21 protein-coding genes are annotated in these 25,760 nt (G+C 49.4%); 16 read left to right on the plus strand and 5 right to left on the minus strand.

What is annotated here, in order from left to right; all coding sequences use genetic code 11:
• Positions 1–52 precede the first annotated feature (52 nt).
• The 4 genes from cysT to B4V02_RS03695 all read left to right on the plus strand — a co-directional run bounded on the left by cysT (position 53) and on the right by B4V02_RS03695 (position 3,798).
• Positions 53–886 carry a sulfate ABC transporter permease subunit CysT gene (gene cysT / locus B4V02_RS03680; protein ID WP_094153781.1) on the plus strand — a complete coding sequence of 278 codons (834 nt, stop codon included), beginning with the start codon at positions 53–55 and terminating at the stop codon, positions 884–886.
• Positions 887–980: 94 nt separating this feature from the next.
• The gene (cysW, locus tag B4V02_RS03685; protein WP_094153782.1) at positions 981–1,856 is read left to right on the plus strand and encodes a sulfate ABC transporter permease subunit CysW; all 876 of its coding nucleotides are present in this window, start codon (positions 981–983) and stop codon (positions 1,854–1,856) included.
• Positions 1,857–2,417: 561 nt separating this feature from the next.
• The gene (locus B4V02_RS03690) at positions 2,418–2,999 is read left to right on the plus strand and encodes an AMP-binding enzyme (RefSeq protein WP_244188445.1); all 582 of its coding nucleotides are present in this window, start codon (positions 2,418–2,420) and stop codon (positions 2,997–2,999) included.
• 70 nt (positions 3,000–3,069) lie between these two features.
• A complete protein-coding gene (locus tag B4V02_RS03695) occupies positions 3,070–3,798 on the plus strand; it encodes a thioesterase II family protein (RefSeq protein ID WP_094153783.1) in 729 nt (242 codons plus the stop codon).
• Between the two features lie 154 nt (positions 3,799–3,952).
• Here the strand turns inward: B4V02_RS03695 and phnE (B4V02_RS03700) are convergent, their stop codons facing one another.
• The 4 genes from phnE (B4V02_RS03700) to B4V02_RS03715 form a co-directional block, all read right to left on the minus strand.
• Positions 3,953–4,750 carry a phosphonate ABC transporter, permease protein PhnE gene (gene phnE, locus B4V02_RS03700; RefSeq protein ID WP_094153784.1) on the minus strand — a complete coding sequence of 266 codons (798 nt, stop codon included), beginning with the start codon at positions 4,748–4,750 and terminating at the stop codon, positions 3,953–3,955.
• Positions 4,747–5,601, minus strand: a complete 855-nt coding sequence (gene phnE, locus B4V02_RS03705; protein WP_094153785.1) for a phosphonate ABC transporter, permease protein PhnE — start codon at positions 5,599–5,601, stop codon at positions 4,747–4,749. The genes phnE (B4V02_RS03700) and phnE (B4V02_RS03705) overlap by 4 nt, the downstream gene beginning before the upstream one ends.
• Entirely contained in the window at positions 5,598–6,368 is a 771-nt protein-coding gene (gene phnC, locus B4V02_RS03710) for a phosphonate ABC transporter ATP-binding protein (RefSeq protein WP_094153786.1), read from the minus strand. The genes phnE (B4V02_RS03705) and phnC overlap by 4 nt, the downstream gene beginning before the upstream one ends.
• Before the next feature lie 133 nt (positions 6,369–6,501).
• On the minus strand, positions 6,502–7,467 hold the full coding sequence (locus tag B4V02_RS03715) for a phosphate/phosphite/phosphonate ABC transporter substrate-binding protein (RefSeq protein ID WP_007432226.1): 966 nt from the start codon (positions 7,465–7,467) through the stop codon (positions 6,502–6,504).
• A gap of 211 nt (positions 7,468–7,678) precedes the next feature.
• Here B4V02_RS03715 and B4V02_RS03720 point away from each other — a divergent pair, with 211 nt between their 5' ends.
• The 4 genes from B4V02_RS03720 to B4V02_RS03735 all read left to right on the plus strand — a co-directional run bounded on the left by B4V02_RS03720 (position 7,679) and on the right by B4V02_RS03735 (position 14,174).
• Positions 7,679–9,577, plus strand: coding sequence for a bifunctional 2',3'-cyclic-nucleotide 2'-phosphodiesterase/3'-nucleotidase (locus tag B4V02_RS03720; protein ID WP_094153787.1), 1,899 nt, complete (start codon positions 7,679–7,681; stop codon positions 9,575–9,577).
• Between the two features lie 248 nt (positions 9,578–9,825).
• Positions 9,826–11,232, plus strand: a complete 1,407-nt coding sequence (locus B4V02_RS03725) for a DNA-binding protein (protein ID WP_094153788.1) — start codon at positions 9,826–9,828, stop codon at positions 11,230–11,232.
• A gap of 191 nt (positions 11,233–11,423) precedes the next feature.
• Positions 11,424–12,233, plus strand: coding sequence for a bifunctional hydroxymethylpyrimidine kinase/phosphomethylpyrimidine kinase (gene thiD, locus B4V02_RS03730; RefSeq protein WP_010344591.1), 810 nt, complete (start codon positions 11,424–11,426; stop codon positions 12,231–12,233).
• A gap of 243 nt (positions 12,234–12,476) precedes the next feature.
• Complete coding sequence (locus B4V02_RS03735) at positions 12,477–14,174, plus strand: M3 family oligoendopeptidase (RefSeq protein WP_094153789.1); 1,698 nt, start codon at positions 12,477–12,479, stop codon at positions 14,172–14,174.
• Positions 14,175–14,261: 87 nt separating this feature from the next.
• Here the strand turns inward: B4V02_RS03735 and B4V02_RS03740 are convergent, their stop codons facing one another.
• Positions 14,262–15,233 carry a ring-cleaving dioxygenase gene (locus B4V02_RS03740; protein ID WP_094153790.1) on the minus strand — a complete coding sequence of 324 codons (972 nt, stop codon included), beginning with the start codon at positions 15,231–15,233 and terminating at the stop codon, positions 14,262–14,264.
• Positions 15,234–15,918: 685 nt separating this feature from the next.
• Between B4V02_RS03740 and B4V02_RS03745 the strand changes: the two genes are divergently transcribed.
• The 8 genes from B4V02_RS03745 (at position 15,919) to B4V02_RS03780 (ending at position 25,741) form a co-directional block, all read left to right on the plus strand.
• The gene (locus B4V02_RS03745; RefSeq protein ID WP_094153791.1) at positions 15,919–17,244 is read left to right on the plus strand and encodes a helix-turn-helix domain-containing protein; all 1,326 of its coding nucleotides are present in this window, start codon (positions 15,919–15,921) and stop codon (positions 17,242–17,244) included.
• 264 nt (positions 17,245–17,508) lie between these two features.
• Positions 17,509–19,023: an AbgT family transporter gene (locus B4V02_RS03750; protein WP_007432219.1), complete on the plus strand. Its 1,515-nt coding sequence runs from the start codon at positions 17,509–17,511 to the stop codon at positions 19,021–19,023.
• Between the two features lie 82 nt (positions 19,024–19,105).
• Positions 19,106–20,368 carry an amidohydrolase gene (locus B4V02_RS03755; RefSeq protein WP_094153792.1) on the plus strand — a complete coding sequence of 421 codons (1,263 nt, stop codon included), beginning with the start codon at positions 19,106–19,108 and terminating at the stop codon, positions 20,366–20,368.
• An 18-nt stretch (positions 20,369–20,386) separates the two neighbouring features.
• Entirely contained in the window at positions 20,387–21,802 is a 1,416-nt protein-coding gene (locus tag B4V02_RS03760; protein ID WP_094153793.1) for a M20 family metallopeptidase, read from the plus strand.
• A gap of 294 nt (positions 21,803–22,096) precedes the next feature.
• Positions 22,097–23,050, plus strand: a complete 954-nt coding sequence (locus B4V02_RS03765; protein ID WP_094153794.1) for an ABC transporter permease — start codon at positions 22,097–22,099, stop codon at positions 23,048–23,050.
• Positions 23,040–23,990 carry an iron chelate uptake ABC transporter family permease subunit gene (locus tag B4V02_RS03770; protein WP_094153795.1) on the plus strand — a complete coding sequence of 317 codons (951 nt, stop codon included), beginning with the start codon at positions 23,040–23,042 and terminating at the stop codon, positions 23,988–23,990. Before B4V02_RS03765 ends, B4V02_RS03770 begins: the two co-directional genes overlap by 11 nt.
• Entirely contained in the window at positions 23,984–24,742 is a 759-nt protein-coding gene (locus B4V02_RS03775) for an iron ABC transporter ATP-binding protein (protein ID WP_094153796.1), read from the plus strand. The genes B4V02_RS03770 and B4V02_RS03775 overlap by 7 nt, the downstream gene beginning before the upstream one ends.
• Positions 24,743–24,754: 12 nt before the next feature.
• Complete coding sequence (locus B4V02_RS03780; RefSeq protein ID WP_094153797.1) at positions 24,755–25,741, plus strand: siderophore ABC transporter substrate-binding protein; 987 nt, start codon at positions 24,755–24,757, stop codon at positions 25,739–25,741.
• Positions 25,742–25,760 lie beyond the last annotated feature (19 nt).

The raw sequence follows: 25,760 nt of genomic DNA on the forward strand, positions 1-25,760 counted from the left end.
GATGTAATCGCAAACGTAGTGTGAATGGATTTTAGAGAGGGATGGACAGAACATGAGTCAAGTGCAAGCCACCCGAAAACGCGTACTTCCCGGGTTCGGGTTAACAATGGGTTATAGCGTGCTGTACCTCAGTCTGGTGGTGCTGGTGCCTTTATCGGCACTGCTCCTGAACTCAACCGGACTGACGTGGGAAAAGTTTTGGGACGTAGCAACGGATGTGAGGGTGCTGGCCTCCTACAAGGTGAGTTTTCTGTGTGCCGCGGCTGCGGCGTTGGTCGACCTGTTTCTCGGTTTACTGATAGCCTGGGTGCTGGTGCGGTATGAGTTTCCGGGAAAACGTATTTTTGATGCGGTCATTGACCTGCCCTTTGCCTTGCCTACCGCGGTTGCAGGTGTTGCTTTGACTGCTCTATATGCGCAAAATGGCTGGATCGGTTCGCTGTTTGAACCATTGGGCTGGAAGATGGCGTATTCACAGACAGGTATTACGCTTGCGCTGATGTTTATCGGCATCCCGTTCGTCGTGCGGACGGTGCAGCCAGTGCTGGAGGAAATGGACAAGGGCGAGGAGGAGGTCGCTGCGACGCTGGGAGCGGGCAGATGGCGTACCTTTCGCAGCGTGATTTTGCCGGAGTTAATTCCGCCGCTGCTGACGGGCTTTGCACTCGCCTTTGCCCGTGGCATTGGTGAGTACGGCTCTGTCGTCTTTATCTCCGGCAATATGCCGATGAAGACCGAGATTGCTCCGCTGCTCATCATGTCCAAGCTGGAGCAAAATGACTATGCAGGAGCTACGGCGGTAGCACTGATGCTGTTGGTGATTTCGTTCGTGCTGTTATTTGTGATTAACAGCATTCAACGTTGGTCACGGCGCCGCGCTTTCTAATCTAATGTGCTTTCTAATCTAATTGTCCAATGTAAATGTCTAGGTAATGATACAGGGCAGCGGTACAGCCGCATTCTAAGGAGGGGACATTATCATGTCACAAGCGATAACTGGGCAGGAGCTTGCTCATGCACCAGTACCTTCATCCGCACCGCCCCACAGGGTCACAAGCGAGGCACCCTGGGTGAAGTGGACGCTGATTGGGGCTGCTTTTCTGGCTTTGCTATGGGTGCTTGTATTACCGCTGATCGTCGTGCTTACCGAAGCACTCAAGCAGGGCTGGAGTGTATACATCGAAGCGTTGCGGGACCCGGACGCCATGTCCGCGTTGTGGCTAACGCTACTGGTAGCAGCGATAACGGTACCGCTGAATACGGTATTTGGTATAGCCGCCGCTTGGCTGATCACGAAGTTCCAATTTCGCGGCAAAGGCTTGCTGGTTACTTTGATTGATTTACCCTTTGCCATCTCTCCTGTCGTCGGCGGATTGATGTATGTATTGGTGTTTGGCGCACAGGGCTGGCTTGGGCCGTGGCTGGATGAGCATGATATCAAAATAATATTTGCCTTGCCAGGCATTATTTTGGCGACGCTGTTCATCACCTTTCCTTTTGTGGCGCGAGAACTCATTCCAATGATGGAGGATCAGGGACAGCAGGAAGAAGAAGCCGCTGTCATGCTGGGCGCGCGCGGCTGGCGCATTTTTTGGAAGGTGACGCTGCCGAATATCAAATGGGGTCTGCTGTATGGCATCATTTTATGTAATGCGAGAGCCATGGGGGAGTTCGGTGCGGTGTCCGTCGTCTCCGGACATATCCGGGGAGAGACGAACACACTGCCGCTGCATGTGGAAATTTTATATAACGAATATCAGTTCTCGGCATCCTTTGCAGTGGCTTCGCTGCTGCTGCTGCTGGCTCTCGCTACCTTGGTGCTTAAAAGCTGGTTTGGGCGCAAGCGGGTTCATTGATAGGCATGATAGTCATAATGAAAAGTAATTGAAAACCACAAGTTATCAGGCAACTTTAACAATAACTGGGTCTTTTTACCCAGGAAATAGGTCTTTCTTCCAAGCTGGTTATCCTTAACGGATAAATCAGTCAGAAGAGAGGCCTATTTTTATTAGACTACTATTACCTTCTAAATATGGATGTTTAAATTTAATTATATCGTATAAATAAATTAATTAAAAAAACTATAATGTTTATAAAAAATTTGAGATTAGATGTAAAATTATAGGGGTTTTTGCCGATATAAAGGTATTAAGGAGGTAAATTTTAGTTTCGTTGCAAAATTAACAGATTTGTGAGTTTGATATAATCCCAATAATTGTAATAATTTACTCGTTCTATTTAAGTCACTAAGACGGAGTAAGTACAAAAAAAGTAGAAATTTGGTGAGGCTTACCTGCAAGAAAAGCTGGGACGTGAAGCTATGTCTAAGCTGCATATCTTCGAATTTATTTCGTTATTGCGTAGATTCGATTGCATAAATGAGCATTTTGCTAAAATTCTTGCAGAGGCACCCCCTTGTGAAAGAGGCAGTCGTGCTGGCAGTCCGCAGCGATGTAGGCGAAACGTTCCTTTGCGCTTATGTTGTCCCTCGTCCGGCAGAGCAAGTGTTGCCGGAGCAGTTGCGGACTCACTTGGCCGCCCGTTTGCCAGCATATATGGTGCCGGCATCTTGCGTGGTGCTTGACCGGCTGCCGCTTACTTCCAACGGCAAAGTGAACCGTCGACTGCTGCCTGCTGCCGAACGTCGCAGTCCGGCAGCCGAAGCTGTGGCTTTGATGGAAGCGAACCGGGATAATCCATATTTGCAAAACGAAGCGGTACGTAAAGGCATGCAACGCAAAATGACGGCTTATTACGCGTATCACGCCGAATTAATCAACACTGGGAAGGTAAATGCCGATATTCATTTTATCGGAGCGGACCATGTGCAGCCTCTTCCGGAATGGCTGTCTTCCTGGCAGGAAGGAACGACGGGAACGGTCGTTGAGCATCAAGGCTGCGGGAAGCACGACGAAATGCTTTATGGTGAGCTGGCCGAAATGAACGGTAGGCTGATTACCGATATAGTACACAGCGACAGCTTGAAGCAGCACATTTGACTGATGGAGCATCCGGGTACTGGAAGCGGACCATTTTACGAATAAGCAATCATTTGAAGGGAGCAGGAGCATGAACGATTTGATCAAAAGGTTTGGTAAACCATCAGACCACACCCATTTTATTTGTTTTCCGTTTGCGGGGGGATATTCCGCTGCCTTCCGTCCGTTGCATGACAGCTTGCAGGACCAATTTGAAGTGCTTGCCGCCGAGCCTCCTGGTCACGGCAGCAACCGATTGCCGCTGGTGGACGATCTCGAACGGCTGGTCAGCATGTATGAGGCGGCGCTGCTGCCTCAGCTTCACAAACCTTTCATCCTGTTTGGACACAGTATGGGAGGGATCGTGGCTTTTCGATTGGCGCAGATCCTGGAGTCAAAAGGGCTTTTTCCAGAAGCGGTCATCGTTTCGGCCGTCCAGCCGCCAGATATCAAGCGTCCCATCCGTTCTCAGATGGAGGATGACGCTTTCGCCAATTATGTGATCGGCTTGAACGGCATTCCGCCCGAACTGGCGAATAACCGGGAAATGCTCGAATTTTTCCTGCCGCCGTTCCGGTCGGATTTCAAAGCGCTGGAAACGTTCCAGCCGAGCGATATGACACCGCTTCAGTCGGAAATGCATATTTTTAACGGCAATGAAGACGAGGCTTGTGTGCGTGATGCCGACGGGTGGGCACGATGGGGAGAAAAGGTTGCGTTTCACCGCTTCCCTGGAGGTCATATGTATCTGCTGAGTGAAACGGAGCAGGTATCCGATGCAATCCGCTCTATCTTCACTTCGGCCTCCACGCTGACATAGAAGGTTGTACTGCGGTATGGATAATAAAGCACGGAATTGGTTCTGAATCACCGTTCTTGCGTTTGTAGATAGACATGAAGAAGCCTCTCTTTGGTAAAGTGGGCGCGTAAGGCTGGCCATTTTACCACAAGGGAGGCTTTTTCGGCATTTAAAACTATACGATCCGTTTGCGCAGCCACCCGGAAATCAGATCCGTCAAAATGATCAGAACCACAATACCGAGCAAAATAACGCCTACCCGGTTCCAGTTGCGCATTTGGAGTGCAAACAGCAGCGGAGTACCAATACCGCCTGCACCGACCAGACCGAGCGTGGTGGCAGAGCGGATGTTAATTTCAAAACGATAGAGCGAATAGGAAAGAAACTGTGGGATCACCTGCGGCAGCACGGCGAAGAAAATCACTTGCAGACGATTGGCGCCACACGCGACCAAAGCTTCCTGCGGCCCGTGATCGACACTTTCGATCGTTTCCGAGAATAGCTTCGCCAGCATGCCGATGGAGTGAATGCCAAGGGCAAGCACCCCGGCAAACGAGCCGGGACCAACGGCTTTGATAAACAGGATGGCAACGATCATTTCGGGAAATACCCGGATGACACTAAGTACAAATTTCCCGCTACCCGATAAGGGACGCAGTCGGGTCATATTGCTGGACGCCCAAAAGGCGAATGGAAGACAGACAAACGCGGATACAAAGGTTCCGAGAATTGAAATGACCAGCGTATCCAGCAGACCACGCAATAAATCCTCTCCTTCAGGGATGTAGACGTATGACCAGTCCGGATGAAGGAAGCCGTTCAATATAGCGACAGATACACTTTTGGCCGTTCCCTGTAATCCTTCAAACTGCATTCCGCGAAAAGCCCAAATATAAATGATGATAAGCAGAATAGCTATCGCCCATAGGCGCAGGCGGGAGCCAACAGGTCTGCGAAGCGTAGGATCATTCATAATAATTTCCTCCGTAGCAGGTTGCTGCCGTAATCAATCGCAAGGACGATGACGAGGGTCAGTAGAATAATGATGCTTGTCCGGTCATATCGGAACAGACCGAGGGAACGGTCAAGCAGCAGACCGATACCGCCAGCGCCGACCAGGCCCAGAACGGAAGCTGCACGCACATTAACCTCAAACGTGTACAGCAAGTATGACACAAAATAAGGCAATGCCTGCGGCACAACACCAAAGGCAATGACCTGAATGCGGCTTGCGCCAACGGCAGTCATGGCCTCCAGCGGCCCGGGATCAATGGCTTCAATCGCCTCGAATGTCAGCTTGGCTATGATGCCAAAGGAGAAGAAGAGCAGGGCGAGCATCCCTGCAAACGGACCGATGCCGAACACGGCTACAAAGATGGAGGCGAACAGCAAATCCGGTATCGTCCGCACCAGATTTAGAATCGTGCGCATCGGCAGCGAAATCAGCTTGCGCGGCATCACATTGTAGGCACATAGCAACGCGACAGGGATAGCCAGTATAGCCCCCAGTGTCGTGCCGACGATGGCGATCTGGATCGTTTCCAGCATCGGCTTCCAGATGGTGGGCAGGTAGCTCCAGTCAGGCGGGAACATTTCGCCCAGCAGCTTGCCCATCTCGGGCAATCCGACGATCAACTGGTAAGGCGTGGCATCCGTATGAATGGAGCAGGCAACCAGTACCACAATAAAAATCATCCAGGTGGCGTAACGCTTGTAACGCCCCGGCAAGGGTGGCCCTGCAGGTCGCATGCCTGGCTGCGGTGGCCCGGCATGCGGTGACGGCGGCGTCGAAGAGAGCTGCCGGGCTGTAGAGTCGGGTTTCATGATCCCACTCCCAACAGCTCATCGTGCTTGATAGCCCGGCCGTAGATTTCCGCAAAGGCCTCGTCCGTAGCTTCCTCTGGCGTGCCGTCAAAGACGACCTCCCCCGCGCGCAGTCCGATAATCCGCGTCGCATATTCGCGCGCCAGATCAATGAAATGCAGATTGACGATGGTCGTAATCCGCATTTCACGGTTGATCCGCTGGAGGTCGTCCATGACCTGGCGAGTGGTCAAGGGATCAAGCGATGCGACAGGCTCGTCCGCCAGAATGATTTTGGCCTCCTGCGCCAGCGCACGGGCGATGGATACACGCTGCTGTTGGCCACCTGACAGCTCATCAGCCCGGCTGTAGGCTTTTTCGCGGATGTTCACGCGTCCCAGCGCCGCTAGTGCCAGCTCGACATCTTCCTTCGGAAAGAGGCCGAGAATGGTTCTGAGCGTCGAATGATAGCCGACGCGTCCAGAGAGTACATTGCGGAGCACGGTCGAGCGCTTCACCAGATTGAAGCTCTGAAAGATCATGCCAATGTCGCGGCGAATGCGCCGCAGCTCGCTGCTTCCGGCAGACGTAACAGACCTGCCGCCCACGACAATGTCACCGGAGGTAATGTCATGCAGACGGTTGATGGAACGCAGCAGGGTGGACTTGCCTGCACCGGACAAGCCGACAATAACGACCATTTCGCCCTCTTTAATCGTCAAATTAATATTGTTCAACCCTTTGGTGCCATTCGGGTACGTTTTCGATACGTTACGGAATTCGATCATATACTTCCCACTTTCTCCCCCGATGGGGTGGAATGAAAACAACACCGCCATGAATACATGGACGGTGCTGCCCTGTCATTCGTAATGCCTGTTTTGTAGCTGCTGCTTCATTACAATTCCCCGCGTGTTTGTATTACTTCACCGCTTGGCCGACGGCTTCGGCATATTCACGTACAGAGTCGAAGTTTTTATCGTCGCCCTTTTCATAGCCTACATGCGTGTAAATTTCTTTAATGATTTTGCCGCCTTCTGGATCATTGGCGATATCGATAAAGGCTTGGCTGATTTTGTCTCTCCACGCTTGATCCATATCGGAACGCACGCTGACCGTGTCATTCGGAATTTTAGCCGTGTAATGGATAACGCGTGTTTTTTCAAATACGTCCGGTATTTCCTTCTTCACCGTGTTGCGTGCATCCTGGAAGACAGCTACAGCATCAACCTGACCGTTCAGCAGCGCCAGAATAGCAGCATCATGGCCTTTGATCGTTACACCCTGTACATCCGTGTCCGGGTCCACGCCCGCTTTTTTCAGCTCTGCTGCGGGATACACGTAGCCTGCGGAGGAGGTTACATTTTGCCAGCCGACTTTTTTGCCCTTCAGATCAGCCAGGGTTTTAATCGGAGAATCTTTTTTGACCACGATCATCGCTTTATAAAAGTTTACTTTTTCAGCTGTGTCCTTGCCTGTGGCATCTTCAATGCCGTAGCGTTGGGCCTGCAACAGCAAATCGGCTGCTTTGCGGTTATCATGTGCCAGAACATAGGCATTCGGTGGAAGGAAACCTACATCAACCTGTTTGGAGGACATGGCTTCCACAATCGTGTTGTAGTCAGGAGATACGGTGACTTTTACCGGGATTCCAAGCTTGTCCCCCAGCAGCTTTTCGAGCGGCTTGGCTTTGGCTTCGAGTGTATCTGCATTTTGGGAAGGAACGAACTGTACCTTTAGCTCTGTAGGAACATAGGCTGTGCTTTCGCTTTTCGTACCATCTGTGCCTGGAGTCGACGCGCTGTTGTTGCTTGCATTGGAGCCGCAAGCGGCCAGACCTGCCGCCAGTGTGAAAGTCATGCACAAGGTCAGTGCTTTTTTGAACAAAATAATTTCCCCCTAAAACATAGTAATTAAAGAAGTCAGCCAAATCTTAACAGCTAGTCCGGCGGCCAGGGTTAAAATCACTCCTGACTTTGGTAAAAATAATGTAAAATTTATGATATGGTTGCTGGCGTTCATTCACTTAACATTCTCTTAATAGTGGTCTGCTAGACTTGTTCAATCTTTATGACCGAAGCTGAGGGAGAGAACAGGATTGGAAACAAATGAAGTGATATGTGTGGAAACGTCAGGTCCGGTAAGGGTGAAATTCCGCATCATGGTTACGACGGATCTGCATGTCAGCTTGTGGAATTATGATTATTATGCAGATGAGGAAACGCTGCAGTATGGTCTGGCGCAAACCGCCAGCTTGATTCAAACAGCCCGGTCTGAGGTGCCCAACCATCTCCTGCTGGATAACGGGGATGTCATTCAGGGGAATCCGATGGGAGATTATGCTGTGCAGCGTCTTCAACAGGACCCCAGCGCTGTACATCCTGCTTACAAAGCGATGAATCTTTTAGGATACGAGGCAGGGAATATCGGAAATCATGAATTTAACTATGGATTGGAATATTTGCAGACCTGCCTTCAGGGAGCACAATTTCCTTATATAAATGCCAACATATATGTGGCGGGAGAAAATGAACAAAACTATTTCACACCTTATCTGCTGCTGGACAAGACGGTGGAGGATGAAGCAGGCGGCAAGCATCTTTTAAAGGTGGGAGTCATCGGCTTTGTACCGCCACAAATTATGCAATGGGACAAGGCGTGGCTGGAGGGAAAAATCATCGTCAAGGACGTGCTGGAAACAGCAAGACGGTTCATTCCCAAAATGAGGGCAGAGGGAGCCGATCTGATCATTGCCATGCCCCATGCGGGCTTTGAGGATATTCCTGAAACGCCATATATGGAAAATACGGTGCTGCCACTGAGCAGAGTGGAGGGGATTGACGCTATTCTGTTTGGTCATGCGCATAAAGTATTCCCCGGACCTTCGTTTGTCGGTAAAACGGGTGTTGATACGGAGCGAGGCACTATCCACGAGATTCCGGCGGTAGAGCCGGGCTTCTGGGGGGATCATCTGGGGATTATTGACCTCGACCTTTTTCTTATGGATGGAAAGTGGGAAGTGGCCGCATCCTCTGCCGAGGTACGCCCGGTGTATGATCCGGTACGGCAGGAAGCGCTGGTACAACCGGATGCTGAAATTCAGCTGTCGGTAGCAGAGGAGCACGCCGGGACGCTGGAGTATATTCGCGCTCCTGTCGGTCGGATAACGGTGGCGGTGAACAGCTTCTTTGCCCAAGTCATGGACGATGCTTCGGTTCAACTCGTAAATGATGCACAAATTTGGTATGTGAAGCAGCAGATGCAAGGGAGCGAGTACGAGGATCTACCCGTTCTGTCGGCAGCGGCTCCATTTAAAACAGGCGGCAGATACGGCCCGTCTTACTACACCGATATTCCGGCAGGGATGTTGGCGATCAAGCATATCGCCGATCTGTATAACTTTCCGAATACGCTGCATGTCGTCCGGCTGACCGGGGCGGAAATTCGGGAATGGCTTGAGTGGTCTGCCGGACAATTCCGACAGATTGATCCTTTGACAGAACATGAGCAAGAGCTGATTGATTCTGATTTTCCGAGCTTTAATTTTGATATCATCGACGGGATCAGGTATCAAATTGATGTAACGCAGCCTGCCAGATATGATATTGTCGGGAAATTAAAGGTGCCGGATGCGCACAGAATTCTTCATATGTCCTACGAAGGAGAGCCGATGGATATGCAGCGGAGTTATCTGGTGGTTACGAACAACTATCGCGCGTTCACCTCCACGCTCGTTAATCCGGGTGGAGAACGAATTGTACTTGCTGCACCGGATGAAAATCGGCATGTATTGACCGAATATGTACGGCATATGAAGACATTGGCGCCCAAAGCAGATGACCACTGGTCCCTTGTGCCATGGGAAGGGCGTCCACATGTGACATTTCTGAGCTCGCCGCAAGCCATAAAGGCCGCTCAAGCCTATCCGGAGCTGCTTTATGAAGGATTAACCATAGAAGGGTACGCCAAGTTTGCTATTGATTTCGGCCGTCTGTAAATCAATACCTGAATATTCTCTACCCTCCTAAGTCTACAGCATCACGACACATCAACAGACCAAACCTTTGGGGGCGGTCTTTTTTCACAAAACGGATTTAATATCGTACGAAACTCGTGATTTTATATGTCTGGAGTCGCGTTTAAGTTGTTGACCTCCCGTATAATTAGACATATACTTTGATTAAACAAATTTTGGTTTAAAAGGTAATGATAAAGTCACTATCATTCGTTTGAGGGGGTGTCCCTTTGGAAAAAAACACCACGATTCGCGCAGAAATTGAAAAGTATATTCAAAGTGAAGGTATTTCGATGCAGTGTTTTGCAGATGCTTCCAAGGTAAATCCGGGTACACTCAGCGGTATTCTTAACCGGAACCCTCCACGGCCCATTTCAGTTAATCAGCTTGATCTAATCACCGAGGCCATGGGATTGGAAGAAGGAGCTTTGTTCGAGATGTATGTGGATGAATGCTTTGTTCATTCCTTGCCGCACTGGCGAAGGCTGCGTCCGTTTCTTCTCCGTTGCTCGGAGTTGAACAAGCTGGACTGCATACGTAGTGTGCTTGGCTATCTGATGGATGATTTATCGAATATTCCGGCTATTTTTGAGACAGCAGAAGAGATGTTTGAGAATGTTCGATATGAAGCCTCCATGCTTCTGTATGATTGTGTTATCGAGAGTGAGAAGTATACCCATTCCGAACGCTTGGCGATCAGCTATTTTCGTATTTTCCAGGTTCAGATTAAGGATAACAAGCGGAACTTGAAGGCTGCTGTACAATTCCATTTATACCGCAGCCGTCTACCGGAAACATACGCATTGGAAGGCTTACATATGCTGTCCCAAGTGTTTGCGTCAAAAATGCAATGGTCCGAGATGGAAATGTATGCGGATGAGCTAAGAGAACTGGCGCAGGCATTGTATCGTAATCGGAATCGATTTGGGGATGAACACCTGGAGCTGCTTAAGCCGCTCGTTTATTACTATGCCCAGGGGCATCTGCTAAAGGCTAGCTGCTATGAGTTTCAGGGCAGATATGAGGAATCCAAGCAATGGATTGAAGGTTATGCAGATTTAAGCTGGCTTGAGGGCTTGGACGAGGAAGGCTGGAAAGTAGTCGAAATGCACCGTGTATATGCTCGGGGCAATCGACTTTGTATTGAAATTAAAATGGGTAACACTTCTGCAATCTATGAGTATATTACTTATTTGCGCGAGCATCCGGATGAGACGCTGGAAGGCTTGAACACATTGCTTGAATCAGCGAACCGGTTCGGTTATTTTGTGGATGCAGAGCTGGGACTGTTCAGTCAGCAGCTCGAGAGCTTCTGGGAGCTTGCACCGGAACAATGGGACACTCATTATCACAAGCACTTTAATGCATTTCGCTTTGCATCCTTTTGCAAGGTGTATGCGGAATATCATTTTCGAAAGGGAGATTTCTCTGAGGGATTGGGACAAGCACTGCACTGCTTACAGCTGTCTGTAGATAATAGCTATACCGAGCATATCATCGGTTGTATGGCCCTATTTGAGCAGCACCGGAATTTTGCTACTCCGGAACAGCAGCATTTGTATCAAAGCCTCTGTCTCGGCGTACGGAAAAATGAAAAGAATCATGCCTATGATCACAGTACCGGTGGATATTCGTAATTCCAATTCATGCGAGCTCTTCATATAACACTTACGAGGATGTTCCCGTTCCAGAGGGGAATGTCCTCGTTTTTTAGCTGTTGCTGATTTTTGTGACTTTTGGCATGGAAAAGACGCTTTGGTGCGTTGACAAGTTTCGTATGCGGGATTAGGATAAATGCAGCACAGAAAGTGAAGGAGAGCATGTACAAATGACGATTCCCAAAACATTAACGATAGCGGGCTCCGACACAAGCGGAGGAGCGGGTATTCAGGCAGACCTGAAAACCTTTCAGGAGCTTGGCGTATATGGCATGACCGTATTGACAACCGTAGTTGCGATGGGACCTAAAACCTGGGACCATCTTGTATATCCTGTTGCGTTGGATGTGGTAGAAGCACAACTGCGCACTGTATTGGAAGGTATCGGTTTTGATGCGATGAAAACCGGAATGCTTGGTTCCGTTGATATTATCGAGCTGGTAGCCAGCCATTTGAAAAAGCATGATCTGAAGCGGATCGTCATTGACCCGGTTATGGTCTGCAAAGGTACGGATGAAGTGCTTCAGCCGGAAAATACAGAGGCGATGCTGGAATTGTTAATTCCTGGCGCTGACCTGGTAACGCCGAACTTGTTCGAGGCTTCGCAGCTGGCGAAGAATGGACCCATCACGACGCTGGAGCAGATGCAGGAAGCGGCTGCCATTATCCATGAGCGCGGAGCGAAGCACGTGCTGATCAAGGATCGTGGTAAAATTCGCGCAGGCAAAGCGATGGATCTGCTGTATGACGGAATCACTTTTGACTGGTTTGAAGCGGATGTAGTAAAAACGAGCTTTACCCATGGTGCAGGCTGCACCACTTCCGCAGCGGTAACGGCTGGTTTAGCCCAAGGGCTGACTGTACGTGAAGCGGTGGATCAGGCCAAGAAATTTATCACACAGGCCATTGAAGGCAGCTTCAAGCTGAATGAATTCGTTGGTCCGACCCTACATGCTGCACACCGTTTACAAAATCAATAAGTATACAAAATCAATAAGCATAACAAAGAGGTCTTATAAATCTCCATTAGGCTGCATATATATAATAATTGCTTGAGGCAAAGATATCTATGAGATAAGAGCCAGCCTGGCTCCTCAAAAGCCGCAGTACTTGGTATTGCGGCTTTTGAGGTTGTCTTTTTTTTGAGCTATTGCTTCCAGTTTTGTCTAATCGTACTGTATAATAGGCATCAGGTTTATTACACTAAGGGGGGAACGAAAGCAATGACATTATTCAGCCAAATGGCCTACAGCCGACCAGAGCAGCCTGAAATTGAACAGCGGTTTAAAACGCTGTTGCAGCAGTTTCGCGAGGCAGACAGCGTAGAACGTCAAAATGAAGTGATTCATGCGATTAACAAGCTGCGCAGTCATGTGGAAACGCAATTGCAATTGGTGGAAGTTCGGCACTCCATTAATACGGAGGATGCCTTTTACAAAGCGGAGCAAGAGTATGCTGATGATTTCATGCCGGTAATCCAGGAGTATGTAACGGATTACTACCGGGCATTGGTGGACTCTCCGTTCAGAGCCGAACTGGAGAGCCAATGGGGCAGCCAGCTGTTCAGTATTGCCGAGGTAGCACTCAAGTCGTTCCACCCGGATATTATTGAGGATTTGCAGCAGGAAAATAAGCTGACCTCCGAATATGCCCAGCTCATTGCGTCTGCCAAGATCCAGTTTGAAGGACAAGAACGCACGTTGGCGCAGCTTTTGCCATTTGAATTGGATACCAACCGGGAAACACGCAAACAAGCATCCGAGGCCAAATATCAATTTATGAGCGAGCATGAGGACGAGCTGGATCGGATTTATGATGAACTGGTCAAGGTACGCACACGCATGGCACATAAGCTGGGCTACGACAACTTCGTAGAACTGGGCTATGCCCGTTTGGGACGTACAGATTACAATGCCACCATGGTTGCCAATTTCCGCGAGCAGGTGCTGAAGCACATTGTTCCCCTGGCAACCAAGCTGAAGGAGCGTCAGCGCGAGCGCATCGGTGTGGAACGGCTGCGCTATTATGATGAAGGCTTCAACTTCCTGTCAGGCAACCCTACGCCAAAAGGTGACCCGAAGTGGATCCTTCGTAATGGAGCACGTATGTATGAGGAGCTTTCACCGGAAACACATGAATTTTTCAGCTTTATGATCGAACGGGAATTAATGGACTTGATCAGCAAAAAGGGTAAGCAAAGCGGTGGCTATTGTACCTTTTTGAGCGAATATGGTACGCCGTTTATTTTCTCCAATTTTAATGGTACATCCGGTGACATCGACGTATTGACGCATGAAGCAGGTCATGCCTTCCAGGTCTATGAGAGCCGCCATTTTGAAATTCCGGAGTATCACTGGCCAACGATGGAGGCGGCTGAGATCCATTCCATGAGTATGGAATTTTTCGCATGGCCTTGGATGAAGCTGTTCTTTGAAGAAGATACGGACAAATATCACTTTGAACATCTGTCCTCTTCGTTGCTGTTCGTACCTTACGGCGTAGCCGTAGACGAATTCCAGCATGCCGTATATGAGCATCCGGATTGGACACCGGCCGAGCGTAAAAGCGCATGGCGCTCCATTGAACGCAAGTATAAACCGCATCTGGACTATGAAGGCAATGAGTATCTGGAGCAGGGCGGATTTTGGCACAAGCAGGGGCATATTTTTCAATCCCCGTTCTACTATATTGACTACACACTCGCGCAATTGTGCGCATTCCAGTTCTGGAAACGTATGAGCATCGACCGGACAGCGGCGTGGGAGGATTATTTGAAGCTGTGCCGTGCCGGGGGGAGCCGATCTTTTACCGGATTGGTTGAGCTGGCTGGACTGATCTCGCCGTTCCAGGACGGCTGTATCGCCTCTGTGATCGGAGAAATCGAAGCGTGGCTGAACAGCGTGGATGATAAAAAGCTGTAAGCATAGCTAAAAAGGGCATTTCGCTTACCTGTCAAAGCTAAAAGCTTGCAGGTGGCGGAATGCCCTTTTGTGCAAATGAAAATTCAATTAACGTTTGGTGTTAAGCGGCTTGAGATTAGCCTCAATAGATTCGCGGCGCGGCTCCAAAAATGGCGGCAACGACAGGGATTCTCCCAAAAACTCCAATTCCTCGTCGGTGTCAAAGCCGGGTCCATCGGTAGCCAATTCAAACAGAATGCCGTTGGGCTCACGGAAGTACAAGGAACGGAAATAAAAGCGATCAACAAAGCCAGAGTTGGAAATTTGCAACTGGCTAATACGTTCTACCCATTCTTTAAGCTCTTCCTCGGTTTCAACACGGAAGGCTACGTGATGCACACTGCCTCGTCCTGGCCGCTCTTGTGGGAGGTCGTTGCGTTCTTCCAGATGAACTTCAGTTCCGGTACCGCCTTCACCCGTCTCATAAATGACCACATCCGGCTGTCCGGCAACGGGAGAAGGATAGGAGTCCTTTTTGCGGAAGCCCATAACCTGTTCAAGAATGAGAATTGTATTCTCCGCTTTGGGAATGGTCAGATGAACCGGGCCAAGTCCCACAATGGCGTATTCGGCAGGGACAGGGCTTTTCTCCCAAGGCGTCCCGCCGCGCACACCGTTATCATGCTCATCCGAAACGAGGAAGAAGCGTTGTCCTTCAAAATCCTCGAACGAAAGCGCCAGGCGTCCCGCTTGATCCGTAATTTCGCCATGTTTTACATCCAACTGCTCAAAGCGGTTTTTCCAGTAATCCAGTGCCTTGTCATTTGGTACGCGCAGGGAGAGTGCCGAAATGCTGTTATTCCCTGTACGAGTTTGTCCGGCATGTGGAATTTCAAAAAATGTAACTTCCGTCCCCGCAGTTCCACGCTCATCTCCGTAAAAGAGGTGATACACGCTAACATCATCCTGGTTCACCGTTTTCTTGATCAGCCGAAGCCCCATAACCTGAGTATAAAAATCAACATTTTTAGCCGCCGCCGCTGTAATCGCCGATACGTGATGCAATCCTAACAGTTTCATGTCATTGTCCTCCTTGGTTTTTATATGATTCGTTTTTTCAAAGTAAAATAAACAGTCGTTAACTTTTCTTTATAATTTATTATCTTGATATTAAGATAAATGATTTTTGGTTGTTTGTCAACACATCAAAAAATAAAAAAAATCGACTTAATAGTTACCTATGCGCCACTACGCAGCCGGATGGTGCTTCCCATCGCCACCGCCCCGCTTGTACAGCACCATTCCGCCTACTCCGTTTTTATGTTCATTTTTCGAGTTTATTATATAGAGCATTAATAATGTAATAATGTAGTAACGTAGTAATGTAGTTAAAAATAAATTGAATCAAGCGAAGCGATGAAATCCGTTTTTCAACTACCTTACCTCCCCACGCAGATGTGGTAGTGGAATGGCGGGAAGTCAGCGAAGCGGAGGATTTGAATCTGTAGAAGCGTCAGCGTTCGCCTTTGCCACGGGATTCTTACCACTTTATGTCCCATCCAATCCAAAGAATCCCGTGGCAACAGCGATCGTAAGATCAAATCATTCGCGCAGCGCCACTTCCCACGAAACCCACCACACTCACCATTCCCACCACACTCTGCACACACCTTGCTACTCCTCGATAAAACAGCTACGATATAGCCAAAGACAGGCGTAGGATCAATAACCGCCGTCCTGCATACAGATCAGGAGGAGTATTTTCATGTATACGATTGGAGTAGTGGGTCCGAAACCCTCAATTGATCGGATCATAGAGGTGGGGCGTGAGTATGCAGATACGGCGAAGCTAATCCCTTATCCGTATGAAAATCTGGTGGAAGCAGCGGCTATCATCCCGGCTCACCGTGGAGAGGTGAGTGGATGGCTTTTTACCGGACCTATTCCTTACATGGCAGTGAAACCGCAGCTTAAAGACTCTGATAGTATCGTATATTGCTCCCCGACAGGAGCCAGCCTGTACAAAGGGATTCTCCATCTTTTAAAGGATACATCTCCTGCAATTAAGCGCATATCGCTGGATATGGTGGAGCTAGAGGAGTTTAACCTGCAGGAATCGCTGGATGAGCTGGAACTGCCGGAATCCATGTTTGCTATCCATATGTTCGAGATCAAGCAGGATGGACACCGGGACAAGCAACAGGAAACGGAATTAGCCGATGCTCACATCAAAATGTGGGAGAGTGGGCAGACGCAGGCAGCTCTGACCTGTATGCATGCAGTGCATAAAAGGCTGCTGGAACGGGGTGTGCCCTGCAGTAAAATTGATGTGACCCGTATGGAAATCCGTCAAGCGCTTCGTATTAGCATCGAGAAGCAGCGAGCCTCCTACTTTAAAGATAGCCAGATTGGCGTGCAAATCATAGAAATAGAGAACCTGGACAAGGTGTCAGGGCGTTCAGGCGCAAAATATTATGTACAGCTGCTGGAATTGGAGATCAAGCGTGTGCTGCTGGAGTTTTGTGACAAGCTGGATGGCTCTCTTCTGGAGAATGGAAATGGTCGATACCAGATATTTGGCTCGCGCGGGGCGATGGAGCGGGAAATTGCTGCTCTGCGTGAAGCGGTATTTCGGCTGGAGACAGAGGTAGACCAGCCTGTGGCGGTTGGCATAGGCTTTGGCGAAACGGCCCTTTCGGCGGAGCAGCACGCACGCAAGGCGATTCAGACGGCCAAAGAGAGAGAAGTTGGCGATATTATCATCGTGAGGGCGGACGGAACTGTGGTTGAATCGGCTGGAGGGCAGGATGAACTGGAGTATGAATATCGTACAGAGGACCGGGAACTGCTGGATCGCTTAAATCAGGCTGCGGTCAGCATCCGTACGTATCGCAAAATCGAGGCGCTTGCCCGACGCAAGGGATGGGGAAGCTTTAGCGCATCGGATTTGGCCGCCGATTTGTCCATGACAGTCCGCAATGCACAGCGCATTATGCTGGGGCTGGTGGAAAATGGACTGGCCCTTGCTACAGGCGGAGAACTCCAGACGAGTCGTGGACGGCCGCGTAAAATTTATCAGCTCAAGCGGTAACGAAATCAACACGGAATGCGATAGAACTATAAAAGCATTGATGAAAGCTCTTGAAGAACAGGTGAAGTAACCTGACCTCTGGGAGCTTTTTTTGTAGATGAATCTGCTTGAATTTAGCATGATAAAAAAATTATATAACGTTGATATGTTATTAAATATAACAAAAGTATTGAAACGGCTCGAAACCAAAGATATAATATGTCAAAACCATTAAGCGAAAAAGTCGTTAAATATTCGCTTAATAGCGCCAAGAGGGGGACAAACATGGAAAACGTAGAGCAACAAACTGGCATCTTCAGATGGGTCGAAAGGGTGGGTAACAAGCTGCCCAATCCTTTTTTACTGTTTGTCTATTTGATTATTCTTCTTTTATTAGGCACTGCTGTACTATCTGTCTTTCATGCCTCCGCCGTTGATCCGATCAGCCATGAACGGGTGCAGGTCAAAAACCTGCTTAGTACCGAAGGCATTCAATGGTTATTACCCAACATCGTCAAAAACTTTTCCGGCTTTACCCCGCTAGGCTCTATTCTGGCGTTGATGCTGGGGATTGGATTGGCTGATAAGGTGGGGCTGCTGGAGGCTGTCATTCGTAAAATAGCGCTCGTCGTACGTCCCGGCTATGCCAGCTATTTGGTCGTATTTATTGCCTTTTTTAGCCACGTTTCTTCGGATGCCGCCCTCGTCATCATGCCTCCTTTGGGCGCGCTTATTTTCCTGGCCGTTGGACGTCATCCTGTCGCTGGTCTGCTGGCAGCTATTGCAGGTGTGGGCTCCGGGTTTACAGCCAACCTGTTGATTGTATCGACAGACGTGCTTTTGTCCGGTATCAGCACCGAGGTAGCCAAGTCAGTCAATGCTGCGATTTCTGTGAGTGTGCTGGACAACTGGTATTTTATGATGACTTCCGTGTTTGTGCTTACATTGCTCGCCGGTTTGATTACGGATAAATTTGTGGAACCGCGACTGGGCACGTATCAAGGCGGGGAGAGCCCGTTCAAGCTGGAAAAGCTGTCTTCCCGTGAAAATAAAGGGCTGCGTGCTGCCGGAATTGCCGCCTTGGTGTACATTGCCGCTATAGCCGTGATGGTTGTTCCAGCTAACGGGATTTTACGTAACCCGGAGACGGGAGGCATTATGGGTTCGCCGTTTCTGTCAGGCATTGTCCCGGTGATTCTGTTGTTCTTTTTCGCTGTAGCTATCACCTACGGCATCACGACCAAAGCAATCCGGGAGCAGAACGACATCCCCAAGCTGCTTGTCCATCCAATTAAGGACATGGCAGGCTTTATTATTATGGTATTTCCGTTGTCCCAGTTTGTAGCCATGTTCAATTGGAGTAATATGGGGCGTTTTATCGCATTGTACATTACCGATATTTTAGAAAAAATCAACCTGACGGGCGTGCCTGTATTCGTTGGCCTGATCTTCCTGTCGGCATTCCTCTGTATGTTCATTGCCAGTGGCTCAGCCATTTGGTCTTTGCTTGCACCTGTATTTATACCGATGTTTATGGTGCTGGGCTATCATCCTGCTTTTGCGCAGATGATTTTCCGCGTGGCGGATTCCTCTGTCATTCCGCTGGCCCCGGTATCTCCGTTTATTCCTTTGTTTGTCGGTTTTCTTCAGCAGTATAAAAAGGATGCGAAGCTCGGCACCTATTACTCTCTCATTCTCCCGTATCCTATTTTCTTCTTCTTGGTTTGGACGCTGCTGGTCGTGGTTTGGTATCTGCTGGGTCTACCGATTGGACCGGGTGTATATCCCAAATTATCCTAGTTAGAACGGTTATAGTCTGTCATAATTGAAACGTGCGATTTTGTAAATTCTACTATTTCATATAAAAGGTAAGGTGGTATATATGTTAGATCTGATCGAGCTGCGCCGGGATTTGCACCGTCATCCTGAGCTGGGCTTTACTGAATTCCGAACGGCATCCAAGGTTGTAGGCTTGCTGCGGCAATTCGGCTACGAGGTTATTTATGGACAGGACGCGATGGAACCAAGCTCCGTGCGCGGCTTGCCGGAAAAAGAAGTGCTGGAGGCCGCTTATGAACGCGCATTGCGGGATGGAGCGGACCCTGCTATTGCGGCCCACATGAAGGGGGGCTATACGGCTGTTGTTGGTACCCTGCGGGGAGTACAGGAAGGCCCCACCGTTGCGTTCCGGTTCGATATGGACGCGCTCCCGATTACGGAAAGCACAGAAACACGGCATGTGCCGCAGGCCGAAGGCTTCCGTTCACTGTATGAAGGTCATATGCATGCATGCGCCCATGACGGACATACGACGATTGGCCTCGGCTTGGCCGAGCGATTAAGTGACCGTCAGTTCGCGGGCACGGTTAAACTGATCTTTCAACCGGCAGAAGAGGGCGTTCGAGGCGCTTATGCTATGGTGAACAAAGGAATGCTGGACGACGTAGATACGCTTTTTTGCCAGCATCTGGGCTGTGATGTACCGCTGGGTGAAATTCACGGCAGCTCGGCAGGCTTTCTAGCGTCCACCAAACTAGAGGCACGCTTTCGCGGTGTGGCGTCACATGCGGGCTCCTCGCCGGAAAAAGGGAACAATGCTCTGCTAGGCGCGGCCACCGCGCTGCTGAACATTCAGTCGCTGCCCCGCTTCAGCACCGGGGAAACACGTATTAACGTAGGGGTGCTGGAAGGTGGCACAGCCGCCAACATCATACCTGAAACCGCGCGTATGATCATCGAAACACGTTCGGTGGATGAGCAGACGAATGAAGAGTTGGAGAGACGGGTACGCAATATCATAGCCCATAGTGCAGGAATGCATGAGCTGGAGCATGAAGTACGCGTCATCGGCGGCGCAATCCCGATTGTATGCAGCCCGGAATTGGCAGAAATGACAGCAGAGGAAGCACAGCATATTGAGGGCTTCGTGAATCAGAAAGCGATGGGGCAAACTAGCTCGCTGGGCAGTGAGGATGCCAGCTACATGATTCGGCGTGTTCAGGAGTTGGGAGGAAAGGGCACGTATATGATCATCGGCTGCGATCTGCCCGCCCCTCACCATCATCCGGAGTTTGATATTCAGGAAGAGGTGCTGCCACGCAGCGTAGAACTGCTGGAGCGGCTGGCTAGGCGGACGCTTCGCTGAGAAAGGTGGACACCAGTCATGAAGCATATAGAGCTATTATCCGAAGATATTGAACGACAACGGGATAAAATCATTCGAATTAGCGAGCAAATATGGCAATTTGCAGAGACACGCTTCGAGGAATATCAATCTGCCGAGCTGTTATGCCGCAGTCTGGAAGAGGAGGGCTTCGCTGTAGAGCGTGGTGTGGGCGGTATTGAAACAGCCTTCATCGGGAGCTATGGCAGCGGTAAGCCGGTTATCGCATTTCTCGGGGAATATGATGCTTTGTCGGGACTTAGCCAGCATAAAGGCATAGCCCGGCAGGAGCCAGTAGAAAAGGGAGGCAATGGTCACGGCTGTGGTCATCATTTGCTTGGTTCGGCTTCTTTGGCCGCAGCGTTGGCCCTTAAGAACATGATAGAGCAGAACGGATTGTCGGGAACGGTCCGTTACTACGGCTGTCCGGGTGAAGAAGGCGGTTCGGGCAAGGCGTTTATGGCGCGCGCAGGATTGTTTGATGATGTTGATTTCTCTTTGTGCTGGCATCCGATGGACTATAACAGCATTATGTCTGTGAGCACATTGGCCAATGTGCAGGTTTATTTTCGGTTTAAAGGCAAAAGCGCACATGCCGCCGCCGCTCCACATCTGGGCCGCAGTGCGCTGGATGCCGTTGAGCTTATGAACATTGGCGCAAACTATTTGCGCGAGCATATTGTGCAGGACGCGCGCCTGCATTATGCAATCACGAACAGCGGAGGCTTTTCTCCCAATGTGGTGCAGGCGAATGCGGAAGTGCTGTATCTGATCAGGGCACCGCAAGCGTCACAGGTGCAGCATATTTACAAGCGGGTCTGCGATATTGCTCGCGGCGCGGCACTGATGACGGGTACGGAGGTTGAAATCGTATTTGACAAGGCATGCTCCAACCTGATGCCTAGCCCGGTGCTGGAGCAAACCATGTACCGCGTGTTCGAGCAACTGGGCGTGCCGGAATTTACGGCGGAAGAACTGGCCTATGCTGCCGAAATACGTACGACATTGGATGAGCAGGAACGCGCAGGGATCTTGGTCAAATATCCGGGCCTGCGCGATAAGGATATGGCTGATATTCTTCAGCCTTATACAGGCACCGAGCCGCTGTATGGATCAACCGATGTCGGCGACGTAAGCTGGATTACACCGACCGTACAGTGCACGACCGCTTGTTTTCCTGTAGGAACACAGGCGCATACATGGCAGTGGGTTGCCTCAGGTGCGACCTCCATCGGCCACAAGGGCATGCTGCATGCCGCCAAGGTCATGGCTGCTACGGCCGCCGAGCTGCTGGAGCATCCGGAACTGGTAGCGAAGGCGCAGGCTGACTTGCGGGCCAGACTCGGGGATCAGCCTTACGTATGTCCTATTCCACCCGAAATTCAGCCTGGTGCGAATAAGGTGCGAGTTCAGTAGTGAAGCCATGATGGTCAAGCAACCATCGGATGATGAAGGTTGGAGAGAAGTTGGGCATGAACCTGGAAGCCGCAGGTTCCCCGTTTTTAACTTCTCAATTCAGACAGAGCAAGCTGTCGGGATGCCCCCGGCGGCTTTTTTGCATGGTTTATTCATTTCAAAAAAATTTGACAGATACGATATCACTGCTATAATTTATGCTAGTTCATTTTGATAATGATTATCATTATTGAAGGGAGGAAAGGGCCGAAGCTTGGTACAGGGTTATGGAGAACAGGCTCCCTTGGTTAGAACATGAAATTGCGTTATTTAATACTGGCTTTTCTGGTACTGGCCTTTGCCTCGGTTTTTATCGGTGTTCATGATGTAACTCCGCTCGATTTGTTCCGCTTAACCGATGATCAGGCGCAGGTGCTCCTGATTAGCAGACTTCCACGGTTGATTAGCATTATTATCGCAGGAGCGAGTATGAGTATCTGCGGGCTGATCATGCAGCAGCTTACCCGGAATCGGTTTGTATCGCCTACTACCGCAGGGACGATGGATGCGGCACGCTTGGGTGTCTTGATTGCGATCATGGTGTTTGGAGCGGCTGGATTTTGGACGAAAATGCTGGCAGCCTTCAGTTTTGCTCTTGCCGGGACACTTGTTTTTATGAAAATACTGGATAAGATTCGTTTCAAGGACCCGGTATTTATCCCGCTGGTTGGTTTGATGTTCGGAGGCATTTTGAATTCAGTGACGACCTTCTTTGCTTATAAATACAATCTGATCCAGAGCATTTCCTCGTGGATGCAGGGGGATTTTTCTCTGATTATGAGCGGTCGCTACGAAATGCTGTACCTTAGTGTTCCTTTGGTTGTGTTGGCGTACATCTATGCGAATCGTTTCACAATTGCAGGTATGGGCGAGGATTTTGCGGCAAATTTAGGCGTGCATTACAGGCGCACCGTCAATATGGGTCTGGTGATTGTGGCTTTGGTTTCCTCTGTTGTCATTTTAACTGTGGGGACAATTCCCTTTCTGGGGCTGGTTGTACCCAATGTGGTCAGCATGTACATGGGGGATCATCTGAAAAAAAGCCTGGCTCATACAGCGATTCTTGGTGCTATTTTTGTGCTGTTTTGCGATATTTTGGGACGGGTCATCATTTATCCGTATGAAATCTCTGTGGGGCTTACCGTGGGTGTGATCGGGAGCGCGCTGTTCTTGTATTTGCTGTTGAGGAGAAGGGCCTATGAATCCTAAATTAAAAATCGGAATATTAGCTGCCGCCGCGCTGCTGCTGATTGCTGCTTTTGTGTTTGTAGATCTTCCGCACACCTGGCACTACGCGCTGCCGCGACGATTGAAAAAGATCGCAGCCTTCATCCTGACAGGTGGATCGATTGCTTTTGCAACGGTTATTTTCCAGACAATTACAAATAACAAAATTTTGACTCCGGGTATTATCGGGCTGGATTCACTGTATATGCTGATTCAGACGACCATTGTGTTTGCGTTTGGCTCGGTGCCGTTTATTTCGACCAGCAGAGAGCTGAATTTTTTGTTGTCCGTGGGCTTGATGGTGCTGTTTGCGGGTCTGCTGTACAAATTAATTTTTCGCAAGGATGGACGCGGGATTTATGTGCTTTTGCTGATTGGTCTGGTGTTCGGTACGCTGTTCAACAGTCTGTCCACCTTTATGGAAGTGCTGATTGACCCGAACGAATATGCCAAAATTCAGGACAAAAGCTTCGCTAGTTTCAGCAATGTGAATACTGAGCTGCTGTGGCTATCTGTGGTGATCCTTGTGCTTGTATTTTCCTATGCGTGGCGGTTCATCAAGTATCTGGATGTGCTGTCGCTTGGGCGGGAGCATGCGATTAACCTGGGGCTTCCATACGGTTTTATCATCAAAAGATTGCTGGTTATCGTAGCCATTCTTATTTCCATTTCTACAGCGCTTGTCGGGCCGATTACGTTTCTCGGGCTGATTGTGGCGAATGTAGCCTATCAGGTGATGAAAACCTATCAGCATCGTTATATTATTCCGGCCTCCATCCTGGTCAGTGTTATCGCCTTGGCTGGATGCCAGCTGCTGGCAGAGCGAGTCTTTGACTTATCGACAACGGTCAGCGTCATTATTAACTTTATCGGGGGGGTGTACTTCCTGTATCTTTTGCTGCGGGAGAATAAATCATGGTAGAAGTCAAAAACGTATCCAAACGCTACGGGAATAAAAATGTGGTGGATCAGGTATCCGTCACCGTACCGAAAGGCACCATCACCTCCTTTATTGGCCCCAACGGCGCGGGGAAAAGCACTTTGTTGTCGATGATCAGTCGCCTGACAGACAGCGATGAAGGAGAAATCCTCATTGATGGGCAGGCGATGAGCGTGACCAAAAGCGAGGATCTGGCGCGGAAGATATCTATTTTAAAACAGACGAATGATGTGAATATCCGCCTAACCGTGAAGGAACTGGTGAGCTTCGGCCGGTTTCCGTATTCCAAGGGCAGGTTGAACAGCGAGGATCGCAAAATGGTGGAGCAGTCCCTGGCTTATATGGGGCTGGAGGATATGAAGGACAAGCACATTCATTTGCTTAGTGGCGGACAGCGGCAGCGGGCCTTTATTGCCATGATTCTGGCCCAGGACACGGACTACATACTGCTGGATGAGCCGTTGAACAATTTGGATATGAAGCACTCGGTTCAGATTATGAAGACGCTGCGCAATCTGGTGGATGATTTGGGCAAAACGATTCTGGTGGTGCTTCACGACATCAACTTTGCGTCCTGTTATTCGGACTATATTGTGGGCATGAAGGACGGCAGGCTGCTAAAGCAAGGAACCGTCGATGAGATGATTGACAGCCAGGTATTACAAGATTTGTACGATATGGATATTCCGATTCAACAGATCGGTGATCATAAAATTTGTGTGTATTTCACTTAGGAGGAATTAATAATGAAGAAAAATATGATGCTTCTCACGTTGATGCTGGTGTTGGTGCTGATTGTATCAGCCTGTGGTAAAGCAGCTCCGGCTGCTCAGGAGACGACGGGTAACGACTCATCCTCTGCTGCAACAACCGAAGCCAAAACGATCGAAGTTAAACATGCACTGGATGAAAACCCGGTGAAGGTCAAGGTTAATCCGAAAAACGTCGTCGTTTTTGACTTTGGCGCGCTGGATACGCTGGACAAGCTGGGTGTTGACGTTGCGGCGGTAGCACAGCAGGATCTTCCTACGTATTTGAGCAAATATAAGGATTCCAAATATGCAAGTGCTGGTACGCTGTTTGAACCGGATTACGAGAAAATCAGCGATTTGTCTCCTGAATTGATTATTATTGGCGGCAGACAGGCAGATGCCTACAAGGAGTTAAGCAAAATTGCACCGACCATTTCGGTAGCCGTAGATACCAAGGATTTTGTGAACTCCTTCAAGAAAAATGTAGAGCTGATGGGCCAAATCTTTAACAAAGAGGATGCTGCCAAACAGGAACTGGCTGCGATTGACAGCTCCATCAAGGCTGTACACGACAAGGCTGTAGCGAGCAAGGCCAAAGGCCTGATTGTATTGACGAATGAAGGCAGTCTGAGCGCATACGGACCTAATTCCCGCTTTGGCATCATTCATGATGCTTTTGGCGTCACACCTGTAGATCCTGACATTAAAGTATCCACGCATGGACAAAAGGTTTCTTTTGAATATGTACAGCAAAAAAATCCGGATTATATCTTTGTCGTTGACCGCGGGGCTGTGGTGGTAGAAGAAGGTAAGGAACAGATTTCAGGCAAACAAACGCTTGAAAATGAACTGGTGAAGAAAACGAACGCTTATAAAAACGGCCATATTGTGTACCTTAATCCAAACTACTGGTATTTGTCAGGCAACGGTCTGGAATCAGTGTCTGAAATGATCAAGGAAATCGACGCTGCGTTGCAGTAATTTCATGTTTTACAAAGTG

It is taken from the genome of Paenibacillus kribbensis (genome assembly GCF_002240415.1).
GTDB classification, from domain to species: Bacteria; Bacillota; Bacilli; order Paenibacillales; family Paenibacillaceae; genus Paenibacillus; species Paenibacillus kribbensis.